This is a genomic window from Flavobacterium arsenatis (genome assembly GCF_031456785.1).
Lineage (GTDB): Bacteria > Bacteroidota > Bacteroidia > Flavobacteriales > Flavobacteriaceae > Flavobacterium > Flavobacterium arsenatis.
The window spans coordinates 59,760-80,381 of sequence record NZ_JAVDVI010000013.1 but is presented as its reverse complement, the minus strand read 5'-3'; the positions used below and the strand labels follow the sequence as shown (position 1 = coordinate 80,381).

General features: G+C 35.4%; 22 protein-coding genes. 7 read left to right on the top strand and 15 right to left on the bottom strand.

Translation table 11 applies throughout. The annotated features are described in order from the left end of the window. Window positions 1-2: 2 nt before the first annotated feature. Window positions 3-503: an RNA polymerase sigma factor gene (locus J2X31_RS14030; RefSeq protein ID WP_310027551.1), complete on the bottom strand. Its 501-nt coding sequence runs from the start codon at window positions 501-503 to the stop codon at window positions 3-5. Between the two features lie 239 nt (window positions 504-742). Between J2X31_RS14030 and J2X31_RS14025 the strand changes: the two genes are divergently transcribed. Continuing rightward, complete coding sequence (locus J2X31_RS14025; protein WP_310027473.1) at window positions 743-2,458, top strand: T9SS type A sorting domain-containing protein; 1,716 nt, start codon at window positions 743-745, stop codon at window positions 2,456-2,458. 78 nt (window positions 2,459-2,536) lie between these two features. Here the strand turns inward: J2X31_RS14025 and J2X31_RS14020 are convergent, their stop codons facing one another. The 4 genes from J2X31_RS14020 to J2X31_RS14005 all read right to left on the bottom strand — a co-directional run bounded on the left by J2X31_RS14020 (window position 2,537) and on the right by J2X31_RS14005 (window position 5,368). Beyond that, a complete protein-coding gene (locus J2X31_RS14020) occupies window positions 2,537-3,124 on the bottom strand; it encodes an LURP-one-related family protein (RefSeq protein ID WP_310027471.1) in 588 nt (195 codons plus the stop codon). Window positions 3,125-3,237: 113 nt separating this feature from the next. Then, a complete protein-coding gene (locus J2X31_RS14015; protein WP_310027470.1) occupies window positions 3,238-3,981 on the bottom strand; it encodes an XAC2610-related protein in 744 nt (247 codons plus the stop codon). After that, window positions 3,962-4,303, bottom strand: a complete 342-nt coding sequence (locus J2X31_RS14010) for a hypothetical protein (protein ID WP_310027469.1) — start codon at window positions 4,301-4,303, stop codon at window positions 3,962-3,964. Before J2X31_RS14010 ends, J2X31_RS14015 begins: the two co-directional genes overlap by 20 nt. Window positions 4,304-4,525: 222 nt before the next feature. Beyond that, window positions 4,526-5,368: a DUF6929 family protein gene (locus J2X31_RS14005; protein ID WP_310027468.1), complete on the bottom strand. Its 843-nt coding sequence runs from the start codon at window positions 5,366-5,368 to the stop codon at window positions 4,526-4,528. Window positions 5,369-5,526: 158 nt separating this feature from the next. Here J2X31_RS14005 and J2X31_RS14000 point away from each other — a divergent pair, with 158 nt between their 5' ends. Continuing rightward, a complete protein-coding gene (locus tag J2X31_RS14000) occupies window positions 5,527-6,399 on the top strand; it encodes a PPK2 family polyphosphate kinase (RefSeq protein ID WP_310027467.1) in 873 nt (290 codons plus the stop codon). A 111-nt stretch (window positions 6,400-6,510) separates the two neighbouring features. On the opposite strand, the gene J2X31_RS13995 is transcribed toward J2X31_RS14000, so the two are convergent. Beyond that, window positions 6,511-7,035, bottom strand: coding sequence for a hypothetical protein (locus J2X31_RS13995; RefSeq protein WP_374725227.1), 525 nt, complete (start codon window positions 7,033-7,035; stop codon window positions 6,511-6,513). Between the two features lie 263 nt (window positions 7,036-7,298). On the opposite strand from J2X31_RS13995, the gene J2X31_RS13990 reads away from it, so the two are divergent. Both J2X31_RS13990 and J2X31_RS13985 read left to right on the top strand, forming a co-directional pair. After that, complete coding sequence (locus J2X31_RS13990) at window positions 7,299-7,742, top strand: GNAT family N-acetyltransferase (RefSeq protein WP_310027466.1); 444 nt, start codon at window positions 7,299-7,301, stop codon at window positions 7,740-7,742. A 2-nt stretch (window positions 7,743-7,744) separates the two neighbouring features. Beyond that, on the top strand, window positions 7,745-8,818 hold the full coding sequence (locus J2X31_RS13985; protein ID WP_310027465.1) for an alanine racemase: 1,074 nt from the start codon (window positions 7,745-7,747) through the stop codon (window positions 8,816-8,818). Between the two features lie 322 nt (window positions 8,819-9,140). Here the strand turns inward: J2X31_RS13985 and J2X31_RS13980 are convergent, their stop codons facing one another. The 3 genes from J2X31_RS13980 to J2X31_RS13970 form a co-directional block, all read right to left on the bottom strand. Further along, window positions 9,141-9,695 (bottom strand): REP-associated tyrosine transposase, encoded by a 555-nt coding sequence (locus J2X31_RS13980; RefSeq protein ID WP_310027464.1) that lies wholly within the window; start codon window positions 9,693-9,695, stop codon window positions 9,141-9,143. Window positions 9,696-10,124: 429 nt separating this feature from the next. Further along, window positions 10,125-11,840: a DUF262 domain-containing protein gene (locus J2X31_RS13975; protein WP_310027462.1), complete on the bottom strand. Its 1,716-nt coding sequence runs from the start codon at window positions 11,838-11,840 to the stop codon at window positions 10,125-10,127. 73 nt (window positions 11,841-11,913) lie between these two features. Then, window positions 11,914-12,318 carry a hypothetical protein gene (locus J2X31_RS13970; RefSeq protein ID WP_310027460.1) on the bottom strand — a complete coding sequence of 135 codons (405 nt, stop codon included), beginning with the start codon at window positions 12,316-12,318 and terminating at the stop codon, window positions 11,914-11,916. 269 nt (window positions 12,319-12,587) lie between these two features. Between J2X31_RS13970 and J2X31_RS13965 the strand changes: the two genes are divergently transcribed. Then, on the top strand, window positions 12,588-13,625 hold the full coding sequence (locus J2X31_RS13965; RefSeq protein WP_310027458.1) for an endonuclease: 1,038 nt from the start codon (window positions 12,588-12,590) through the stop codon (window positions 13,623-13,625). A 176-nt stretch (window positions 13,626-13,801) separates the two neighbouring features. Here the strand turns inward: J2X31_RS13965 and J2X31_RS13960 are convergent, their stop codons facing one another. Further along, the gene (locus J2X31_RS13960) at window positions 13,802-16,339 is read right to left on the bottom strand and encodes a T9SS type A sorting domain-containing protein (RefSeq protein ID WP_310027457.1); all 2,538 of its coding nucleotides are present in this window, start codon (window positions 16,337-16,339) and stop codon (window positions 13,802-13,804) included. 201 nt (window positions 16,340-16,540) lie between these two features. Between J2X31_RS13960 and J2X31_RS13955 the strand changes: the two genes are divergently transcribed. Next, window positions 16,541-16,930 (top strand): hypothetical protein, encoded by a 390-nt coding sequence (locus tag J2X31_RS13955; protein WP_310027456.1) that lies wholly within the window; start codon window positions 16,541-16,543, stop codon window positions 16,928-16,930. Between the two features lie 188 nt (window positions 16,931-17,118). Here J2X31_RS13955 and J2X31_RS13950 read toward each other — a convergent pair whose 3' ends face one another. The 4 genes from J2X31_RS13950 to J2X31_RS13935 form a co-directional block, all read right to left on the bottom strand. Further along, window positions 17,119-17,793, bottom strand: coding sequence for a hypothetical protein (locus J2X31_RS13950; RefSeq protein WP_310027455.1), 675 nt, complete (start codon window positions 17,791-17,793; stop codon window positions 17,119-17,121). Window positions 17,794-17,862: 69 nt separating this feature from the next. Further along, window positions 17,863-18,069 (bottom strand): helix-turn-helix domain-containing protein, encoded by a 207-nt coding sequence (locus J2X31_RS13945; protein ID WP_310027453.1) that lies wholly within the window; start codon window positions 18,067-18,069, stop codon window positions 17,863-17,865. A gap of 3 nt (window positions 18,070-18,072) precedes the next feature. Beyond that, window positions 18,073-18,609, bottom strand: coding sequence for a DUF2975 domain-containing protein (locus J2X31_RS13940; protein ID WP_310027452.1), 537 nt, complete (start codon window positions 18,607-18,609; stop codon window positions 18,073-18,075). 83 nt (window positions 18,610-18,692) lie between these two features. Next, window positions 18,693-19,601: an NAD(P)/FAD-dependent oxidoreductase gene (locus J2X31_RS13935; protein WP_310027547.1), complete on the bottom strand. Its 909-nt coding sequence runs from the start codon at window positions 19,599-19,601 to the stop codon at window positions 18,693-18,695. A 180-nt stretch (window positions 19,602-19,781) separates the two neighbouring features. On the opposite strand from J2X31_RS13935, the gene J2X31_RS13930 reads away from it, so the two are divergent. Next, a complete protein-coding gene (locus tag J2X31_RS13930; protein ID WP_310027450.1) occupies window positions 19,782-20,159 on the top strand; it encodes a Fur family transcriptional regulator in 378 nt (125 codons plus the stop codon). 1 nt (window position 20,160) lies between these two features. Here J2X31_RS13930 and J2X31_RS13925 read toward each other — a convergent pair whose 3' ends face one another. Further along, window positions 20,161-20,610, bottom strand: a complete 450-nt coding sequence (locus tag J2X31_RS13925; RefSeq protein ID WP_310027449.1) for a YciI family protein — start codon at window positions 20,608-20,610, stop codon at window positions 20,161-20,163. Window positions 20,611-20,622: the final 12 nt, after the last annotated feature.

Here is a 20,622-nt window from a genome sequence, read left to right as displayed (position 1 = left end):
CACTATTTTGCTTTTTGATAATACAAATTGTTCACTAATTCTTTCAATTTCGTTCTTGAAACATTCAATTGTGATTTAGATGTTCCTTCCGAAATGCCGAGCATGTTGGCAATTTCCTTGTGGGAATAGCCTTCAATCGCAAAAAGATTGAAAACCGTTTTGCATCCTTCGGGAATATGATTGAGCAGTTGAAGCAAATCTTCTTCATCCAAAACGGTTTCTTCTGGGGTTTCCAGTTTTGGTTCAAGCTTCATATCATCCAGATAGATGTTAAAGTTGACGTTTTTCTTGAGTGTCAGGAGGCATTGGTTGACCGTTATTTTTCGGGCCCAAGCTTCAAAAGCTAGAACTTCCTTTAATTGGTCTAATTTGGTGAAAATAGTATAGAAAGCATCGGCCATGACTTCTTCAATTTCCTCTTCCTTTTTCAAATACCGCTTGCAAGTTCGGTAGAGCTTTGGCGACAAAAGCTCATACATCTGTCGTTGTGAACCACGATGCATTTTTTTGCACTCTGTTATTAATCTTTCGTCTATCACAATTGTTGTTTTTTATATAGAGTGGTTTTTAGAGGAAAAGGTTGGGAAGGCACAAAAAAAAATAAAAGTTTTTCATTGAGCAAGATTTTATTTTATAAACATAATACTAAATTTCATAAAAAAGAAAAGGTAAGAAAAAAAATTATACATTTGGTAGATAGCTTATTATTAATGTTTTATAAAAAATCTAAAACCTACATTTTATGAAAAAAATTACTAATTTGATTACTCTTTGTGTTTTGTTTTCCTTTAACGGGCATTCTCAAAATTGGGCAATGGCAGAAAAAATACCAGGCTCCCTGTATTCATCGAACAGTTCATTTGTTGATGCTGATAAGAATTTCTATGTTGTTGGCTCTTTTAATTCAGACATTTTAAGTATTGGTGATGTAGAATTACCAAATTCTAGTGAAGATAGCCCAAACCCAGAATGGAAATATTACGACAGTTATCTTGCAAAGTTTGATGCTGATGGAAATTTTCTATACGCAAAAACCTTTAGTGGCTCAAAGAATGAAGCTCTGACCTCTGTTACATACGATGGCAATGCTTTTATGTATGTTACCGGCTATTACTCGGGAACCACAACCATAGGAACCGATACCTATGAGACAACAAGTGGTGATAAGGCCTTTATTGCAAAACTTGATTTGGAGGGTAATGTAATATGGAGCAAATCATTCAATTTTTTCGGTGGTCCTATTTTAAAATTTAAAAACGATTATCTGTATCTGGCAGCTGCCTATGGCGGAAACAGTTATACGCTTGATAACCTTACAGCTCCGTCAATAGATTATGTAGCCGTGGTTAGTTTTATGGATAAAACCTTTGTAGCCAAGTTGGACACGAGCGGAAATCCACTTTGGATAAAATCTTCCACCTACAATGGAACTTCCAGTATATCTGACCCTCATAGAATTGGAACACAGCCACGAGGAATGGCTGTTGACAATGACGGAAATGTTTTTGTTTCAGGTGTTTTTCATTGTCCTTCTACTACTTTTGGAACACAAACGATAGCAAAGAATGCTTCCTTGTATAATTCCAATCTCTTTTTGGCAAAGTATGATTCAGAAGGAAATTTTGGTTGGGCTTCCACAGCTGTTACTTCTTCGGCAGCACATTCAAGAATTTTCGATCTTGTTACAGACAATTTGAATAATGTATATCTTACGGGTAATATTTATAATTCAATGGCAAATTTTAGTGGCACGTCGGTAAATTTATTGGCTTCAGGTAGTTTTTTAGCAAAGTACAATACCTCAGGAGCGGTTGGCTGGGTAAAAATTGGTAGAACCTCTACTGATGCTTCACCAAATGTCAGCAATGGTATGAATAGTTTTGATAAGTTGTATATTGACAGTGCAAATAACATCCATGTGTCGGGTACTTATGCAAAACGCATCACCTTTGGTGATGGTCTTACTTTTGAGAATGAAGATTTTAGCAATAGAATGTTTTCCATACAATACGACGGCAACGGAATTGCATCCAATTTTTATCAACTTAGTGATACACAAATTCCACAATATTCTACCGTACAGATACTTGATGTGTCTGATGGGGCCTACTCTTATTCGGGATTGTTTACTACACCATCATTGACTTTGGGAAGTTTTGTCCTGGAGCAAACAGGTACTGGAGGACAACACTTTATAGGAAAAAGGCAAAATGACCTAGGCATAGCGAATTTTTCAAATACAGGGTTTATCTATCCTAACCCAACAGAAAACATCGTAAATATTTCCAATTTTGAAGAAAATACGACCTGTAGCATCATCGATATTACAGGAAAAAAAATAAAGGAACTTGTATTGACGGAACCATTTTTTTCTGTTGAAGATATTCAAAGTGGTATTTATATATTGCAATTACAAAATCAGAACACTACAAAAACAATTAAGCTGATAAAGAAATAGTTAGATTATGTTTTTGAGTCGCAGTTTACAGTCCCAGTTTTCAGTAAGTACAATTGCAAACTGCGACTGAAAACTATATTACTCCTTAAAAACCATATCAATACACATCACGGCGGCAAGAATAAGCTGGCGAACGGTGTCGTCTGGTTTTACGTTGTCTTGGATTTGCAGGATATAATTATCGGCTGATGTGAACAGTTCGCGGCCCATTCCGGCCCATTTTTTACTCACGTGAGCCAACTCTAAATTATCTTTCATGAATTTGAAATCCCAACCGGTCCATTTTCCTTGAAGCGTACAGATGGGTCTTCCGTCTTTGTCTTCGATGTTGAATTTTCCACCGAAGGAGAAGAATTGCTGTTTGAACAAGCCAATCAAGCGGTCTTTTTCATCGAAGATTTCTACATCCGAACGGAAAATGGTGAAACCTCTTTTGACGCTGATAATTTTTTCGCCCGATGTGGTTTTGATTTCCAAATGAAACGGTGTCATTCGTTTATAATCCGTAAAGCGGAACAATTTGGTAAAGAACCCCAGGTTGTCCTCACGGGTGGTCATGATCATCTGGTTGGTTTCCGGGTCAAAGATGTCAAAATTGTTGGCCGCCTTGAACATCCCGATGTGTTCTTTTACTAGGAATAGATTTTTGTTTAAGATTGGATGCATTGGTGTTATATGTTAAAAAAATATTTGTTATTTGTTTTTAGGTTATTCGTTAAGGGTTGTAGGTTTTGTTTTCCACCAAATGAATAATTTATAATGGCGGTCTGTGCTGTTTTTTATTCTATTATTGTTTCCGTTCTTTGTTCTATAATTTTACCATCTATTATTTTTTTGTAATACACAATTGCCGTATCGTTTGGATAAGTAAAAGCTTCTGTAAAATTTATTTTTCCTTTACTGTCAAAATGATGTTTTTTCTCAAATTGATATTCCATATTCCAGCTAGTTGTTTTTAATATTCGTTTTATAGAATCTCTTTCTTCAATTGTATTATCTGATAACTCCTCTGAAAAATCAAAAGTTTTAGTTTTTTTATTAAACAAGTATATTGATGTTCCGCTTGTCATTGGCATACTACCATAACTATAAATAGAAAAATCTTTAAAGCCATCAAAGTTGAAATCTTTAAAATAATGTTTGTTTATACTGTCAAAATAAGTTTCTGAATTATAGTCGTAGTAATATTCAGGATATTTTGGGCTTTCTTCATATTCTAAAATAATTTTTTTTGTTTTGTAATCGTATAATTTTGCTTCTATATCAAGGCCGTAATTATTGTAAATCAAAAAAGAATGTTTCCAATTGCATAACAAGTTATTTAGCAGAAAAGGCTTGCTTTTTATGGTGAGTGTATCGACTTTCATTCCGTTTTCTTCTGCTAATAGAGGTGCAACTGTATCAGTAACTATACTATTTTGCGTATGAGGTTTACTTTGCACAATGTTTTTGCAACTTACAATAGATAGAGTGATTAGTATGTAAAATATTTTCTTCAATTTTTTATATTCCGTAACTTTCATTATTACATTTTTTTATTTTTTCCGGCTTAACTTTTTCAAATTTTTCACTTTCACGATTGGCTCGCCAAGCTTTTAGTATTTTAGTGTAAAATTCGTTGTGGCTATTTGAGGATTCTACAATAGCTATTAATTCAGAATCAGCTCCATTTTTAGAGTAACAATATTCTATTAGTTTATTTCCATTTAAATCTTTATTATCAATTTTTAAAATATCGATTATGATTTTTTTTGTGTTTTCAATTTTGAAAAATAAAAGAAAACTGTGAGTTTCAGAATAAGAAAAGGCAATACCAAAATCAGTATCAAAATTGCCTTTATCCAATAAAAAACCACCTTAATATTTTATTTCTTGTCCAATCTGATATTTTTTGTCGTTTTTTTGTGAATAGCAAGAAGAAAAAATAATCATAAATATGTAAACAAAAATCTTCATAAAGTTATTGGTAAAAGTTGAAATAAACATGATTGGTCACAAAAAAAGCACACAACTTATAACTTTCTCAACCTTCACTCCTGAAGCCTCTGGATGAAAACTGATCACTCATCATTTCTTCAAAGTAAGCTTGTAAATATCAGATTGTTGCACGTCAGAATCTTTGTCTTCACACAAAAGGAATTCGAGAGAATCTTGATTGTTTTTATAAAGCGTGAGTCCTTCAAATTTATGTTTGTTGCTGATGGTTTGCTTTGATTTGAGCTTCATGGTTTTGGTATCGATGCTTCCGATGATGCTTCCCAGGACTTCGCCATCTTCATAGGTTGATTTTGAATTTTCGGCTGTAGCCAAAAAATAAAGGGTTTCGTCTAGGAGGATTGCATCGGTAAAGGAGGTTCGGACACCTTTTATTTTGGGCAATTTATAACTGTTGTAAACGATTGAAAATTCGTTTTCGAGATTTTCTCCCGAAACGGTGAAAACACCATTCTGACCGTTTTCTCCGTTCCCTCTTTGGAAGAAATACCAGTTTTGACCATCAAAAACACTTCCTTCGATATTGAAATCTTCGGGTTTGATTTCGGCGAAATATTGCATCGAAAGATAAAGATCGGTGAGGTCTAAAGTCTTGATTGCTTTTTTATTGTAGGTATTGAACTGCACCATTTGGTTTCGGTTTTCGGTGGAGCCTGAACCAAAAACACAAAGGTCTTCGCCAAATGGAGTAATGGATTCGAAATCGGGTTTTAGTTTTTTCGGGATGTTTTCTTGTGGCAATTCTGGATTTTCAAGGAGAATATGGCTGTCGAGCTTTTTGTCGGTCAAATGGTATTCGTAGAGTGCCTTGCTGTTGTCGGAAATCAGGAAAAGCGACTCGTTCTTGAAGAATAATCCGGAAGCCGAACCAATGCCGATGATTTGGAACAAGAGTTCAAGTTGAAATTTTTGCATGATGGTGTTCTATTTTTAGCCCCGATAGTAGTGGAAATCCTTTTCTTTTTTTTCTTTAAAAAAAGAAAAGATTGCAACGGATAGCGGGATTAGCTTCTTAAAAAATATATTTTATTTTTGAGTTTAAATATATACATTTATGTAAAATAAAATGCGTTATGAAAAATTTAAATTTAGAGTATTTCAGAGTAGTGGAGCCTATTGACCTCATGAAAATGCCTACGAAAGTTGAGGTTGATATTGATGATGAGAAAAAGGAGAAAAAACTGAACAAGGTTCGGAACAAGATGAGTGAGTTGCAGGACACGATGTATGCCCATAATCGCTATGGTGTTTTGATTTGCCTCCAGGGGATGGATACTTCGGGGAAGGACAGCTTGATTCGGGAAGTCTTTAAGGAAATGAATCCGAGAGGAGTGGTGGTGCATAGTTTTAAAACGCCAAATTCGACAGAACTGGAGCATGATTATCTCTGGCGGCATTATATTGCCTTGCCGGAAAGAGGTAAGTTCTCGGTTTTTAATCGGACCCATTATGAAAATGTGTTGGTGACAAGGGTGCATCCCGAATATATTTTGAATGAAAATCTTCCAGGAATTGAAAAGGTGGAGGATATCAAGGAAGAATTCTGGGAAAAGCGATTTGATCAAATGAATAATTTTGAAAAACATATCACGGAAAACGGAACGATTGTCTTGAAATTTTTCCTGCATTTGAGCAAAGAGGAACAAAGGGAACGCCTTTTGAGACGCTTGGAAGAGGGAAAACACAACTGGAAATTTTCGCCTGGCGACTTGAAAGAACGGGACGAATGGGACGATTATCAAAAGTTTTATCAGGAAGCCATCAACAAATCTTCTAAAGCACATGCTCCGTGGTTTGTAGTTCCTGCTGATGATAAAGAATTGGCCCGTTATATTGTGGGGAAGATTATCCTGAACGAAATGGAAAAATATACGGACATCAAGAATCCTGAATTGGAGGAGGAAATCAAGGCGAATATTAAGCTTTATATTGATAAATTGAGCTGAATTCCAATTAAAAATTAGGAATTAAAAATTTAGTTGGAGCGTAAATAAAAAAACCTGATTGCGAGATTCACAATCAGGTTTTACTTTTTATAGCAATTTTTTATTTTTTACTTACAGTCTGAAACCGTAGGCAAGACGCAAAGCAAGTTGACCAACACCTTCGCCACCGTTTGCTTTTGGGAAATCTCCATAATATTCATAACGCAAACTCAAATCGATGTATTTGTTGGCATAACCAATTCCTGGAGCTAGGATCAATGTCGTTTGGTCATAATCGTTTGTCACGGCAAAACCAGCACCAACTTCTCCCAAAAGATAAAATTGATCTTCCCAGATGAATCCTTTGAAACCTGCTTTTACCGGGATGAATCCTAAATCTTTAACATCGTCTCCAATAAAAAGATTCGTGAAACCTGTTGTCAGGGTCAGGGAAGTTCTTTTTGATAGATCGTATTGAAGTCTTGCATCTGCTCCAAGTGCAAAATCATAAGGGTCATCAAATACATATCCTGCATTGATACCAAATCCTAAACGGAAGCCTTGGTCATAATTTTCTGTCGTTGTGTCTTGAGCGTTTACATTTCCTGCAAATAGCATTGCGATTGCAAAGGCTACTAATTTAAATTTTGTTTTCATTGTTTTAGTTTTTAATGTTAATCTATTTTCTACTTTACTAGTATATTTCCTAACAAAGCACAGGGCAAAGATAGTTTTGGGATTTTTAGAATGAGTTACGGAATTTAAGAATAGTGTTATATTATTTTGATAATCGAAACATGGCTCAAAATCTTAATTTTCGTTTTAAAAGCCTGTAAGCCAGTTTTAACAAAGTTTAACGGCTGATTTTTGGATAAAAGCTTCAAAAAATTATATTGGGGGTAAATTAAAAATACAATAAAATGATAGTAATCGAAAAATTCAATCCAACCACAAAAATTGACAGCCATTTGCAAGAAGAAATTTTAGATTTTCTTTTTCATAATTTAGAAGAATATGGCGATCCTAAAAACGACATTGAAGAAGCCATAAAATATGCCTTGAGTGACGAACCCAATAAAGGAGGTTTTCTGATCTCGGCCAAAATGGATTCGGAAATCGTTGGTGCCGTAGTGGTAAACGAAACAGGAATGAAAAAGTATATTCCCGAAAATATCCTGGTTTATATTGCAACAGATTGCAACCAACGCGGAAAAGGAATCGGAAAACAACTGATGATTGAGGCGATGGAAACCGCAACGGGAAGTATTGCCTTGCACGTTGAAGCAGATAATCCTGCAAAGAAGCTGTATGAAAAGCTTGGTTTTACAAACAAATATCTTGAAATGAGGTATTCAAAAAATTAAAGATGGCCTTTATAACACTCGAAACAGAAAAACTCAAGAAGAATTATCATTATCTGAATACCTTTTTTTCCAAGCACGACATCGAATGGTCGATTGTCACGAAAATGCTCTGTGGCAATAAGAAATATTTGAAGGAACTGCTCGATTTGGGCATCAACCAATATTCAGATTCAAGGATCACTAATCTGAAAATGATCAAGTTGTTGAAAGAGGAAGCCCAAACCATCTATATAAAACCACCTGCAAAAGGGGTGATTGAAGAAGTGGTTACCTATGCAGATATCAGCATGAACACTGATTTTGACACCATCAGAATGTTATCTGAAGAAGCTTTGAAACAGGGTAAAATCCATAAAATCATTATTATGATCGATCTTGGCGAACTTCGCGAAGGCGTGATGCGGGACGATTTTGTAGATTTCTATTCCACGGTTTTCCAGATGAAAAATATAGAAGTGGTGGGAATCGGAACCAATCTTTCCTGTCTTTATGGGATTTTGCCCAACAACGACAAACTGATTCAACTTTGCCTTTACAAGCAATTGATTGAACTGAAATTCAATGTGGATATTCCGTTTATTTCCGGAGGTTCGTCGGTTACGATTCCGCTCATAGAACAGAAACTCCTGCCAAAGGATGTGAATCATTTTAGGGTAGGGGAAACCCTCTTTATGGGAACCGATGTCTATAACAACAGGAAATATGAGGAATTGGAAAACGATATTTTCAAGCTCTATGCCGAAATCATCGAGTTGTATGAAAAGCCCTTGATTCCGTCGGGAGAAATGGGGCTCAACCTTGAAGGTGACACGGTTACTTTTGATCAGGAAAATGTTGGAAAGACCACCTATCGTGCCATTATTGATGTGGGCTTGCTCGACATCGACATCAAGCATTTTGATCCTGTTGATTTTGCCATCAAATATGCCGGAGCCACCTCAGACATGGTGGTGCTCGATTTGGGCGAAAACCCAAAAGGCTACAAAGTAGGCGACCAGATAGAATTTACGATGGATTATATGGGAATCGTACGGATTATGAATTCCAAATATATTGAGAAGAGGGTATTGAATTAAGGTTCTTTACTTTTTTAAAGAGAAAATCCCTTTCAGTTTTGAGAGGGATTTTTTTTGTCGAATGGAAGGAAGTTGAAATCCCTCTTTTTGCTACCGCGAGCTCAATGTCATTAAGTTAAGCTCAATCTTGTCCTCCCGACGAAGGAGGGAACTCACAAGTAGCTCTATAAAGTGAATTTGACAATGCGATTCCTCCTACGTCGGAAGGACAAAACGGACTGTTTATTTACTTAACTAAAATTGCATTGAGGGCATGGTTGTAGGTTATCAGGATAAATTAAACAGTTAGCGGTTTTGCAAACCGTGCCCACAAAGTATAAACTCAATACAAATCCAGCAACACAATTTCTAAATCATTATCCAAACCGGCATAGTTCCTGGCCGAACTAAAATAATAGTCTTCTGGCTGGGTAACTATTTTTTCCTTTACAGGATTGTTATGAATATAATCCGTTTTTTGCCGAATAAATTTATTGCTGAAAATAGCTTCAGCATGATAGCCATCTTGCCAGACCTTATATTGTCGTTCTTTTTTTAAATGTTCGCATGCTTTTTTAAAATAATCAAGCATCCATTCCCTCCTGCTTTCTGGTTCATCCAAAATAAGTTGAATTATTTTCTTTGAAGTAAATTTCTTAAAATCCCGCATTACATCTGAGAGTATAAAACCATTGGTTGCCTTGCAAAGCAAATGAATGTGACTGTGCATCAGGCAATAGGCATAAACCTCCAACCCTTTATGAGTTTGACAATATTTTAGTGATTCAATTAGGGCTTGCTTTTGGTTGAACCGAGTAAAAACATCTATCCAGCCTACTGTGGTTATAGTAATAAAATAGGCTTCATCTGTAGTAGTGGCTTTGTATTTGGTTGACATTTTTTATTTAAAAGTACGAAAAGCTTTGAATAATTAGGAGACGTTTTTTTGATTTTGTTTGTGGTCACGGTTTGCACCCGAGGCTTTAAATGACCGCTTGCTATCCACAACAGTTAGCGCGGTTTTGCAAACCGTGCCCACAAAGTTTGGAGTCTAAAAAAAAAACTAATAAAAAAAACTCAATTTAATCCGAGCGTTCGGATTCTTTTTATTTTTTTGATTTTGTTTGTGGGCACGGTTTGCAAAACCGCGCTAACTGTTGCGTATAATAACTATGTGTATATATCCGAGCAATCGGGTTAACTGTTGTGTATAATAACTATTGTATATATCCGAGCGATCGGGTATTTCTGCTCTCATTTCTTATTTTTCTCTATTTCCTAATCTATTTCCGTTTTCGTCGTGGTAGCGGGGTGGCACATTATTCTTTCAACACCACCATTTTTTTACTAAATAATCAGCTATTAATTCGGTTCTCTCTTCAATATCTTTTTTCTTAAATTCTCGGTTAATTGAAATTTGAGATGATATATTTTTGGTCATTTTAAAAATGCTCTTGTCATAAACTGTTACTTTCTCAAAAGTACTTTTATTTTGGGCACCACTGTTTAAGTTTTTCTCTAAAACACATAGATTACCCAGACTGTCTTCATATTCTAAATACTCCTCCGTACTTTTAAATCCGTGGCTTTTTAAAGTGAATTTTGGTTTTTGCGATAAAATATGTTCAATTGTTGGATTAAATCTTCTATCGTTGGCTATTTTCTTTAATTCTTCCATTGTGAATTCAGTTCCACTCAAATGCTCTGAATAATCAATGAAGATATGTGGTAAGGCTCGGTTTCCATAGATGTAACCGTTTAGATAATTTACAAAATTTGGTTTACTCATCCATTGCTTATTATACCATAGCAGCCAATTTTGAATTTGTTCATCAGTAGTTTTTTCATTGAGCCCACACGCAAATCTTGATATTTCTGCTCTTGGATCAGTATTTCTTGTTTTGTATATTCTTACATCAATAAGTTCAATTAAATCAAGGAAAGTGAATTTTTTATATTCAGGACTTGGTAATTTATTTTCTAATCTTCCAAGCATTTCTAATTTTACTATTAATGGATAGACTGTTGCTGAAAGATTTAAGATTGCGAATAATTTAAAATATTGCCTTTTTTTATCTGCTCTTTTAATTAGATTATTTAGACTTTCAAAGAAAAGCCGTAAACTTTCCATATAATCATTTATAAAATCTTCAACCTTTTGGTAACCAATGTTTTTTCCTACTTTTCTGTAACTGTTTAATCTTTTTTTGAGAAAATTTAAAACATAACCAGCTGTTGCATCGTAGTCTTCGTCATTATATGCGACAAAATGGTAACGCATAACAGTATCTTCGCTAAATTTATCACTTCCGATTAATGTGATTCCCAACTCTTCTCCTTTGAATTTAATTTCATCATACATTTGAAAAATCTCACCAAAGGCATCATTTATTTTATCATCCAACTTTTTTTCTAAATAGCGATTTGAAAAATAAACTAACAAACTTTTAGCTTTTTCCATATTTGACAAAGGCTTTCCTCGGTCATTTACTGTTTGAAAAATCCTAATAGCATCTCCTTCGCTTTCTTCAATAAATTCAAGGATTTCCAAACTCTCAATCATATTTAAAAAACTCAAAGGGTCTTTAATTTGTTCAATTTGTTCTTCAATTTCTTCATAAGCTTCAATCAAAAGTCTCTGACTTTTGTTTTTTGGCTCTAAAGATTTTTCATTGAGTAATTTTTCAAAAAATTCTTTTTCTTTTCCAAGTGGTTTTAATCGGTGTACATCATTTTCGGTTATGTAAAATCTTTTATAGAATGCTGCATCATCTTTCGATAGTTTTTTGATTAATGCGTTAATTATCATTGTTATGGTTGTAGTTCTCTGTTGTCCATCAACTATGAAAAAAACTCTATCGCTTTTTTTAGATTTAGACAATACCACAGTTCCGATGTAGTGAGAGGATTTTACTTCTTCAGCCTCTCGAATATCATTAAAAAGGTCTCTTACGTTTTCTTTATTCCAAGCGTAACCTCTTTGATATTTTGGTATTTCAAAAAACTTTCGGTTAAAGAAATCTTGAATTTTACTATTTGCCATTATTTTTTTGGTTGTATTGTTAATGTTTACTTAGGATTTTTTTTATGTGCCAAACGCCTGTTAGGTGAAGTTTTTATTTTTCTGTTATTACTCTACATTTTTTATTTGCAGGCTCTTTGACGATGTCAATACCATTAATTGATTCTATTTTTTCTACTCTTTCGCAACATTGTTCTCCCATATAAAATTTTCCCTTTATGTGTTCACATTCTTGCATATCTTGTCTGCAAATTGTACAAGAACTTTTGGAAATTATTGTTCGATCACTAAAAAAAAGTTGTGGAGGAAAAATTAATTTTTCAATAAGTAATAATCGATTGTTGTATTTCTCTAAATGACCATTAATATTGTGTGCTTGCATTGAGCGAATAGCAGAATCTTGTGCGTCAATTAAATAATCCCATGCCTCATTAAATAATCCGTTTTTTAATGATACCCCCGCTACCGCGCGAATCCCTTCGCGTGGCCATGTTGTCAAATCCTCCCAAAAATACCAAAAAAATCTCCCCCACAACTAGGGAAAACCCTATTTCTTTAACACAAAGCTAAAGAAGTTTGCAAAGCAGAAAGTACGGTTTTCCGTAAAAGCGGAAAATAAATTAAAAATGAAGCATTAAAAATTAGAAAATGCTCTAAAATACTGAATGTCTTTACCTTAAAATAACCAATATTTAATGGTGATGCGTTTTTTGCAAGGTAAATTATAGTATTTTTGAAGACTATACATACCCCAGAATACCCCATTTGATGAAAAAAATATTTTTAGGGCTCTTTTTGATGCCTCTTTTTTGCATTGCACAAATTCCCGTGTATTATGCTTCTATTGATTTTTCCCAAAGTGGAGAAAGTCTCCGATCAGATTTAACGAATTTGGTTTCGACTACACATGTCTATGATTTGGTATATACTCCAGAAGTGTGGAATGCACTGAAACAAACCGATTTGGATCCTACTGATAACACAAAAGTCCTTTTGGTTTATGGCTATGAAGACGGTTCGGATGATGTGTACTTCAATGATAGAAGACGGGATAAGGACCTGAGTTGCCACACTTCAAGTTGCACAGGCCTTTGGGTTAGAGAGCATACTTTTCCACGTTCGTTAGGAAATCCCAATTTAGGCTATGTGTTTGCCGGTTCGGATGCTCATCATCTTAGAGCTATTGATTCTCAATTTAATAACACCCGCAGCAACCGAATTTTTGACGAAGGTAGTGGCAATGCCACAGTGCTCGAAAACGGAAATTTTTATCCAGGCGACGAATGGAAAGGGGATGTGGCCCGAATGATGATGTATATGTATTTGCGTTATACAAGCCAATGTCCGGCAACTGTTGTTGGAGCGGGAACAGCAAGCAATCCCTTTTCGGATATGCCAGATATTTTTTTGAATTGGAATGCTCAAGATCCCGTTTCGGATTTTGAAATCAACCGAAACAATATTCTACAAACACTGCAAGGCAATCGAAACCCATTTATAGACAATCCCTATCTGGCTACAATGATTTGGGGCGGAATGACTGCGACTGACTCTTGGAACGTGCTGTCTAATCCTAAAAATGAAGTGGAAACGATATTGCTTTATCCAACGGTTACAAGCGGAACATTACACTTGAAAAATCTGGAAGGAACTATAGGATATAGCATTTACAATTCTATTGGACAGTTGGTACAGTCAGGAAAAACAGAACGTCAAATAGATTTTCAAAGCAAATCTACAGGCATCTATTTTGTAACTTTAAGCAACGAAAGTTTTTCCAAAACGTTTAAAGTACTACTACAATAAAACGTTTTGGTTTGTATTCTAAAAACATCCGAAGGTTGGAATTTCAAAACCTTGCAGGTGATTAACAACGAACAAATGAACATTTTCCAAGGGACAAATTAAGTTTTACAAGGAAGCTTTTTTGCATCATTTTGAAAGTATTAAGAATCAAGTATTAAGACTTGAAAACTCCCAACTTACTTAACCAATAATTTTTTAGTAACCAAATGATGTTCTGAAATCAATTGAATGATGTAGTTACCAGTGCTGATTTGCGAAACATCAATTTTAGTTTCCAAAGAAATTTTATCTAATTGTTTTTGAAAAATTTTTCGACCATTCATATCAAAAACATTCACCGTTACAGCTTCATTGATTGCACTATTGAATTGAACATAGCCATTTTGTACTGGATTGGGATAGAAAAAAAGAGAAGCTTCCTTTTTTTCAAAACCATCAACACTCAAGCTATTAGGCGATACAGATGTTCTCCAAATACCACGACCATAAGTCGATACCAAAACATGATTCTCAACGGCATTTACTTCCAAATCTGTGATGGTAGTGTTTGGAAGTCCATTGCTGAGTAAACTCCATGTAGTACTAGAATCATCAAAATAATAAACTGCTCTTGACAAGGCCACATAGATCGTATTGTTGTCACTGCTTGATTGATGCACAATATCTACTTTTCTGCTATTGGGTAAATTATAGGTAATATTTTCCCAAGTCGCTCCACCATTCAACGACCTTAAAACATTATCGGATTTGGTGGCATATAAAATCTGTGGATTTTGATGATTGAAAGCAAAATTGGTAATGTCGCCCCATCCAGGAAGATACAATTCCGTGAAAGCCATAGGATTCAATCCATTTGAAATGAACAATCGGTTATCCGAAGAAAACATCACGCGTTGGTCATTGTTGGGGTCCACTTTGATTTGGTCGATGTTTTGATTCGTAAACGAAGAAGCAGTTTCTCCCACCCATTGAAAGGTGTTTGGATTTAGTGAAAACAGTTTGTCAAATCCAGCATATAGTTTTCCTCCAGCACCCACTTCAAGTGGTGTAATCCAATTACCTTCAACTTCATTAGGAGAAGATGCTACATAGTCACTTTGTGTAGGAACTTGATTATTCAAAGTGGCAAAAAGCCCTGAACCAAATTGGATAAAACCTAAACTATAGTTCAGTGTTGGATGAACAACAGCATCCATTCCGTCTGCACCATGATAGTTATACCATTGATTGTTCACCAATTGATAGCCACCATTGTCCTGCAAACCACCTGCTATGTTAGTTCCTGTAGCTTGTTTGACATCAATTCTATAAATCTGTCCGATGGCTACACCATTTTTAGTTTTATCTGAAAAAGAAGTTCCATTATCATCTGAAACGTAAATTCCTCCATCAGTTCCTGCATATAATTTTCCGTTAAAGAATTTCAAATCATGAATATCCGCATGAGAATAAGAAGGGGTTTCTGGAGCAGACCATTCATTGACTTGGTAAAAACTTAGTCCACCATTGTTAGAAGACCAAATATTCAAACAACCTGTAAAAATTTTATTTGGATCCACATCTGAAACAGTCAAAGCTAAATCAAACCAAGCTTGGTCCGCTTGATAAATATCAGTTGTGGTATTTCGTGGGACAAAAGTTAAACCGCTATTGGCCGAACGGTATAATCCCTTGAAAGACGAGTTAGCATTTGAAACCAAAACATATAAATAATTTTCATTAGCTGGCGTTACGGCAATGGCAGTTCTTTCAGCGTCATTATAGGTGGTTTGAGTTGTAAACGTTTCGCCACCATTAATAGATTTTTTGATGTAAACTTGACCGGAATCATAATTATTCTCTACCAAATATATCACGTTAGGGTCATTGGGTTTTAATCTCATTTCTTTGCAAATACCACCGTTTTTCAAAGTCCAAGTTTGTCCTGCATCAGTAGATTTATAAAAACCTTGACTACTCACCACCCAAAGAATATTGGAATTGGTTGGGTGGATGTAAATTTCGCCTGTTGTCGAATAATCCCATATTGGAAATCCAGTGCCACTCCAAGTCAAACCGCCGTCTGTTGATTTAAATATGCCCGATGAATAACTGTCCGAAGCATCTTCATCTCCTGTGGAAATATAAACGATATTGGAATTTGCATAATCAACTGCAATACCCGAAACACCAATCGTAGGTAGAAAATCCGTTAAATTAGCCCAAGTGGTTCCATGATCAGTACTTTTCCATAAACCCCCATTAGGTGTTCCGATGTAAATAGTATTGGGATTATTTGGATCAACCAAAGTGACATTCACCCTGCCTTGACCAGAACTCCAGGAACCTGAATTGGTATGTGAAAAGGGTCCTAATGGAATCCAATTGCCGATCTCGTTATTGATCTCATTATTATTGTTGTTCTGCCCCATACTCTGTGACGGAGTCAAATTTCTTGCTTCCCAATACAAATTTTGGACTTCCTTTTGCGTAAAAAGCGTTCCATCTTCATGATGTAAGGATTTCCAAAGCTCTTTCCATCGTTGATAGACTTTGAAACCGCTTCCTTTTTTGTTTCTGTTTGGATGGGATGCCCAATAATTGTCTAATTGTCTGGTAATCTCAAAATAATTATCAGAATCTACAGGCTTCCCTGCAACGATGATGGGATTTCGCTGAGCAAAACTCAACTGAGAAACTAAAAGAATAACAATGAAGTAAATAATTTTTTGCATGTGTTTAATTTTCTTTTTTTAGGGGTAACATTATGTTATCACTTTTGAACATGAGTGTTGATTTTCAACAAACTCTTTGTTCATGACGATTTCATATAAATTGCTAGATTTTTTTTTGGGTTTGAAATCCTATATCAATTTCAACTTTTAATTGGGTAAAAATAATACAAAAACATCTACTTTTAACTAAAATTTTAAGTCATGAAAAAACTTTTAGTATTATTATCCATCATTTTGTTAATCCAATGTAAAACTGCCGGTCAGCAACCTCAATCGGAAATTCCACAAGTTACAGTTGCAAGGTATCATAGGGAAATTGCGGGTTTGAAAAATGCAAGTCAACAAATGGTGTATGAACTACTATTTTCAGAACCATTGAGCGAATATTTTCAGGTGGCAAATTTCTATATCAATGAAAAGGAGAAAAAAATAGTGTCTGATCCATCAGGAAAAATCAGCTTACACGAAAGTGATTCTTCTTTTGCTGAAAATGATGCTATAATGAAATACAAAGTTCGCATCAGGTACAACAGTAAATTTTATGAATTAGAAGGTACTTTTCAAAAAAAGAATACAATGCATAGGCCATAAGTTTGGAATTGTTCTGGTTCATTAAGTTAAGATTATAAAGAGTCAGTTTTGTCATTTCGAGGAACGAGGAATCTCTATTTGTTGCTCTCGTTGTTGAGATTCCTCGTTCCTCGGAATGACAACTAAACCGCTTAACTTAATGACATTGATTACACGAATCCCTTTCGGTTTTGAAAGGGTTTTTTTGTTTAAGGGTTTTTTGTGATGGAAGTATTTTTCCGCGATTCATTATATTTTTGAGCCAACATGGTGAGATAAAAAGTAGTCAGCATCTTGTTTTTTCCTTTTGCAACCGCTATAAACCATTCATGGTCGGTGGCATAAAAAAGAAAACCTTTGGACATTCCTTTTTCGATTTTTAGTTTTTCTTCCAAAAAGGCAACATCATAAATCGATTCGAGTTTTTCAATGGCCGAAAGTTTTGCTTCAAATTCTTCGGCACGTTTTTCTGAACTGTATTTTCCCCTTTCGGCAGGAGTCAATAATTTTATGGGTTTTTGGATGATGCCTAAATCATAAGCATTTATATGAGCATAATTAACGACAACAACTTCATCTAGTTCTTCTATCTTCGAAGTCATTTCTATGGTTATGACTTTGCTGTTATAGGCTTCGTCGTCTATCAATTTCCGCATCTTGTCCAGATGAGGAGCATAAAAAATCAATAAGTCATCGACTTTTGCAAGAATCTCAAAATGGCCCAAACTGTCGGTATGGGTTTCCTTTTCGGTGGTCATGTTCAACACCAGGATGTTGCTGACTTTGGCATCAGCCACTATTATTTTTCCTGCCACGAGTTTTTCGCCTTGAGCAAAAGCCAGGTTGCAGATTCCGAACAAGAAAAGGAAAAGAATATTTTTCATTGCTTCAAATATATCCAATTCCCTTTTTGCTTTGAAAATGATTTAGTTAATGATTGTTTAAAGTTTTTCCTACTCTTGCTTATACTCCAAAATATCCGAAGGCTGGCAATCCAAAACCTTGCAGATCATTTCAAGCGTACTGAACCGAATGGCTTTTGCCTTGCCAGTTTTAAGGATGGAAAGGTTGGATAACGTGAGACCCACTTTTTCGGAAAGTTCATTAAGCGACATCTTTCGTTTGGCCATCATTACATCGAGGTTTACAATTATTGGCATAGCTTATACGGTTAGTTCGTTTTCGTTTTGAATATCCACTCCTTTTTTGAAAATAATGGCAATGATATAGATCACAGCTCCCATTAAAATAAAGGCTTCACTGTCGGCCCAAAATTGGTCCAAGTTGTCGGGAACAAAACCGTGGTGCCTTAAACTTTCAACCAAGTGTCTGGCAATGTAGCTCAACAGTCCGATTGAAAGCGTAAAATAACTCATTCGCGAAATTTGTGTCGCAACAAAATCGTTGAAAGGTTTTGACAAATCCATTTTGTGCATGAGATGGATAACGGTGTAAAATAGGATGGCTTTTAAAATTGAAATGATTAGGATAAAACTATAGACACCGAAAAAAGCCAATTTACTTTCGTTATACATTTCAATCAAGTCCAACTTTTGATAAAGATTTGGGACAAATTCAGGGTTATAGAACGTGAAAAAGAAATTTACGAGTAAACCTCCTGCTTCAATAGACAAGCCGACAAAAATGAGCCAAGCGATAATATATAGGCCCCAAAATACGAAGTTGTTTGTTTTTGACATAATAATTAGGTTTTAAATTATGGTCAAAAATAATAAATAATTATTGATAAACAATAAATAAAATTCTTTTTTCAATAAATATTTTAAAATTCTTTCTCTACCAATTCCTTATTGACCATCGCTCCAACCATATTTCCGGTATAAACCGCATTGGCTACCGATCGCATCATCGAGCTGTTGTCGCCACAGGCATATATACCGCTAATGGATGTTTTTTGAAATGTGTCAACTTTGATATAGCCTTGTTCCGTCAGTTCGCATCCTAATCCAACCGGAATGTCAGTATGCTGTTCAAAAGGTATTCCTGCATAAACAGCATCGAGGTCGATTTTCTTACCATCTTTAAAAACTATATGCTGGATTTTTCCGTTCTGATGTTCCATTTCGGCAATTTCAGTTTCAATAATTTCAATGCCATTTTGGTGGAGTTTTGCTAGTTGTGTGTCGTCAAAATTAGCTTTACCTGTAGTCAAGATTACGAGTTTCTTGGTTAGATTGTGAACCAGTGAAGCCAAATGGAAAGCCCTTTCGCCATTGGCCATGATAGCGGTTTTTTGATTTTTAAATTCATAGCCGTGACAATAAGGACAATGAATTACCGAAATTCCCCAGCATGCAGCAAAGCCTTTTATGTCGGGCATAATATCCTTGATGCCTGTTGCAAAAATCAGTTTCTTGCTCGAATATGCAGCTCCCGATTGTGTTTGAATCGTAAAGCCTTTTTCAGATTTTTCTCCATTGATTGCTTTGTCATTAATAAACTGAACCGTGTCGTATTTCAAAACTTGTTCTTTGGCTTTTACAGCAATAACATTTGGTTTTTCGCCATCTTGTGTAACAAAATTATGCGAATGCGGTGTTTGTTTATTGCAAGGATCTCCAGCATCAATAATAAGTACTTTTCGCAACGAACGTCCCAACGCCATAGCGGCCGAAAGTCCTGAATAACTGCCACCAATGATAATGGCATCGTAATTTGTTGTGTTTTTCATATTCTTGTGGTTTATAAAAGTGGTTAACGAAGTAGGCAAGGCCAAAGCCGTCAATAGAAGTCCTCCCTTTTTTATTACGTCTCTTCTTGTCATTTTGTTCTTGATTGTTTGGCAAAGTTATAATTTCTTTTTACTATTGCAACACAATCGCATTAATAATTACAACAAAGTCGCAATAAGATGATGAAAAGAAGGACCACACCCACAAAAGAGGCCGTTATGGCAGTTTTGAATGCTACGCCAAAGGCGTTAAGTCAGGATGCTATCGTGCAGAAAATTGAAATTGGAATTGACAGGGCCACGATATACAGGGTCTTAAATCAGTTTTGTGATGACGGCATTGTCCACAAGATTGTAGCCGATGACGGAAAGCAATATTTTGCGGTTTGTAAAAAATGTGATCAGCAGCAATTGCCAGATAACCATTTTCACTTTCGCTGTACAAGTTGTCAAACGATTGAATGTCTTCCCGCGGTTGTTAATTTTTCACTTCCCGAACACTATAAAGTTGAGAAGGTAAATTGTGTTTTGATTGGAGTTTGCAAGGATTGTGCTTAGTTTATTTGCTTGTAAGATTGAGGGGTTTTGGAATTTCCCTCACTTCAACCATTCCTCCATATAAAAGAATCGGACAAGATTTAGCAAGTTCCAAAGCTTGCCCTATAGTTTCAGTTTGAAGAACTATGTGGCTCACAACTTTAAGATTGCCCGACAGGACCGTTTCTTTCCGTATCTTTTTTTCTACTCCCGATAAGGTATAGCTTTCCCCGGGAAAAGCAAAACTCAAGATATAAACGCCTTCTTTTTTCCAGTGCTCGAGTAATTTATCCCATTCAGGATTTGCCTTTTTTGCCTCTAGTGTACCATAATTTTCGGGCACTCTTACCAATAAACTAAACTGTTTCATCTCATTTTGTTTTGATTGTACTAAGCTACTATTGGTTTGTGCATAGGCTGTGTCACCTATGAATAGGGAGCAAATAATAATTGAAAATAAACCTGATTGCATTTGTTGTATTTT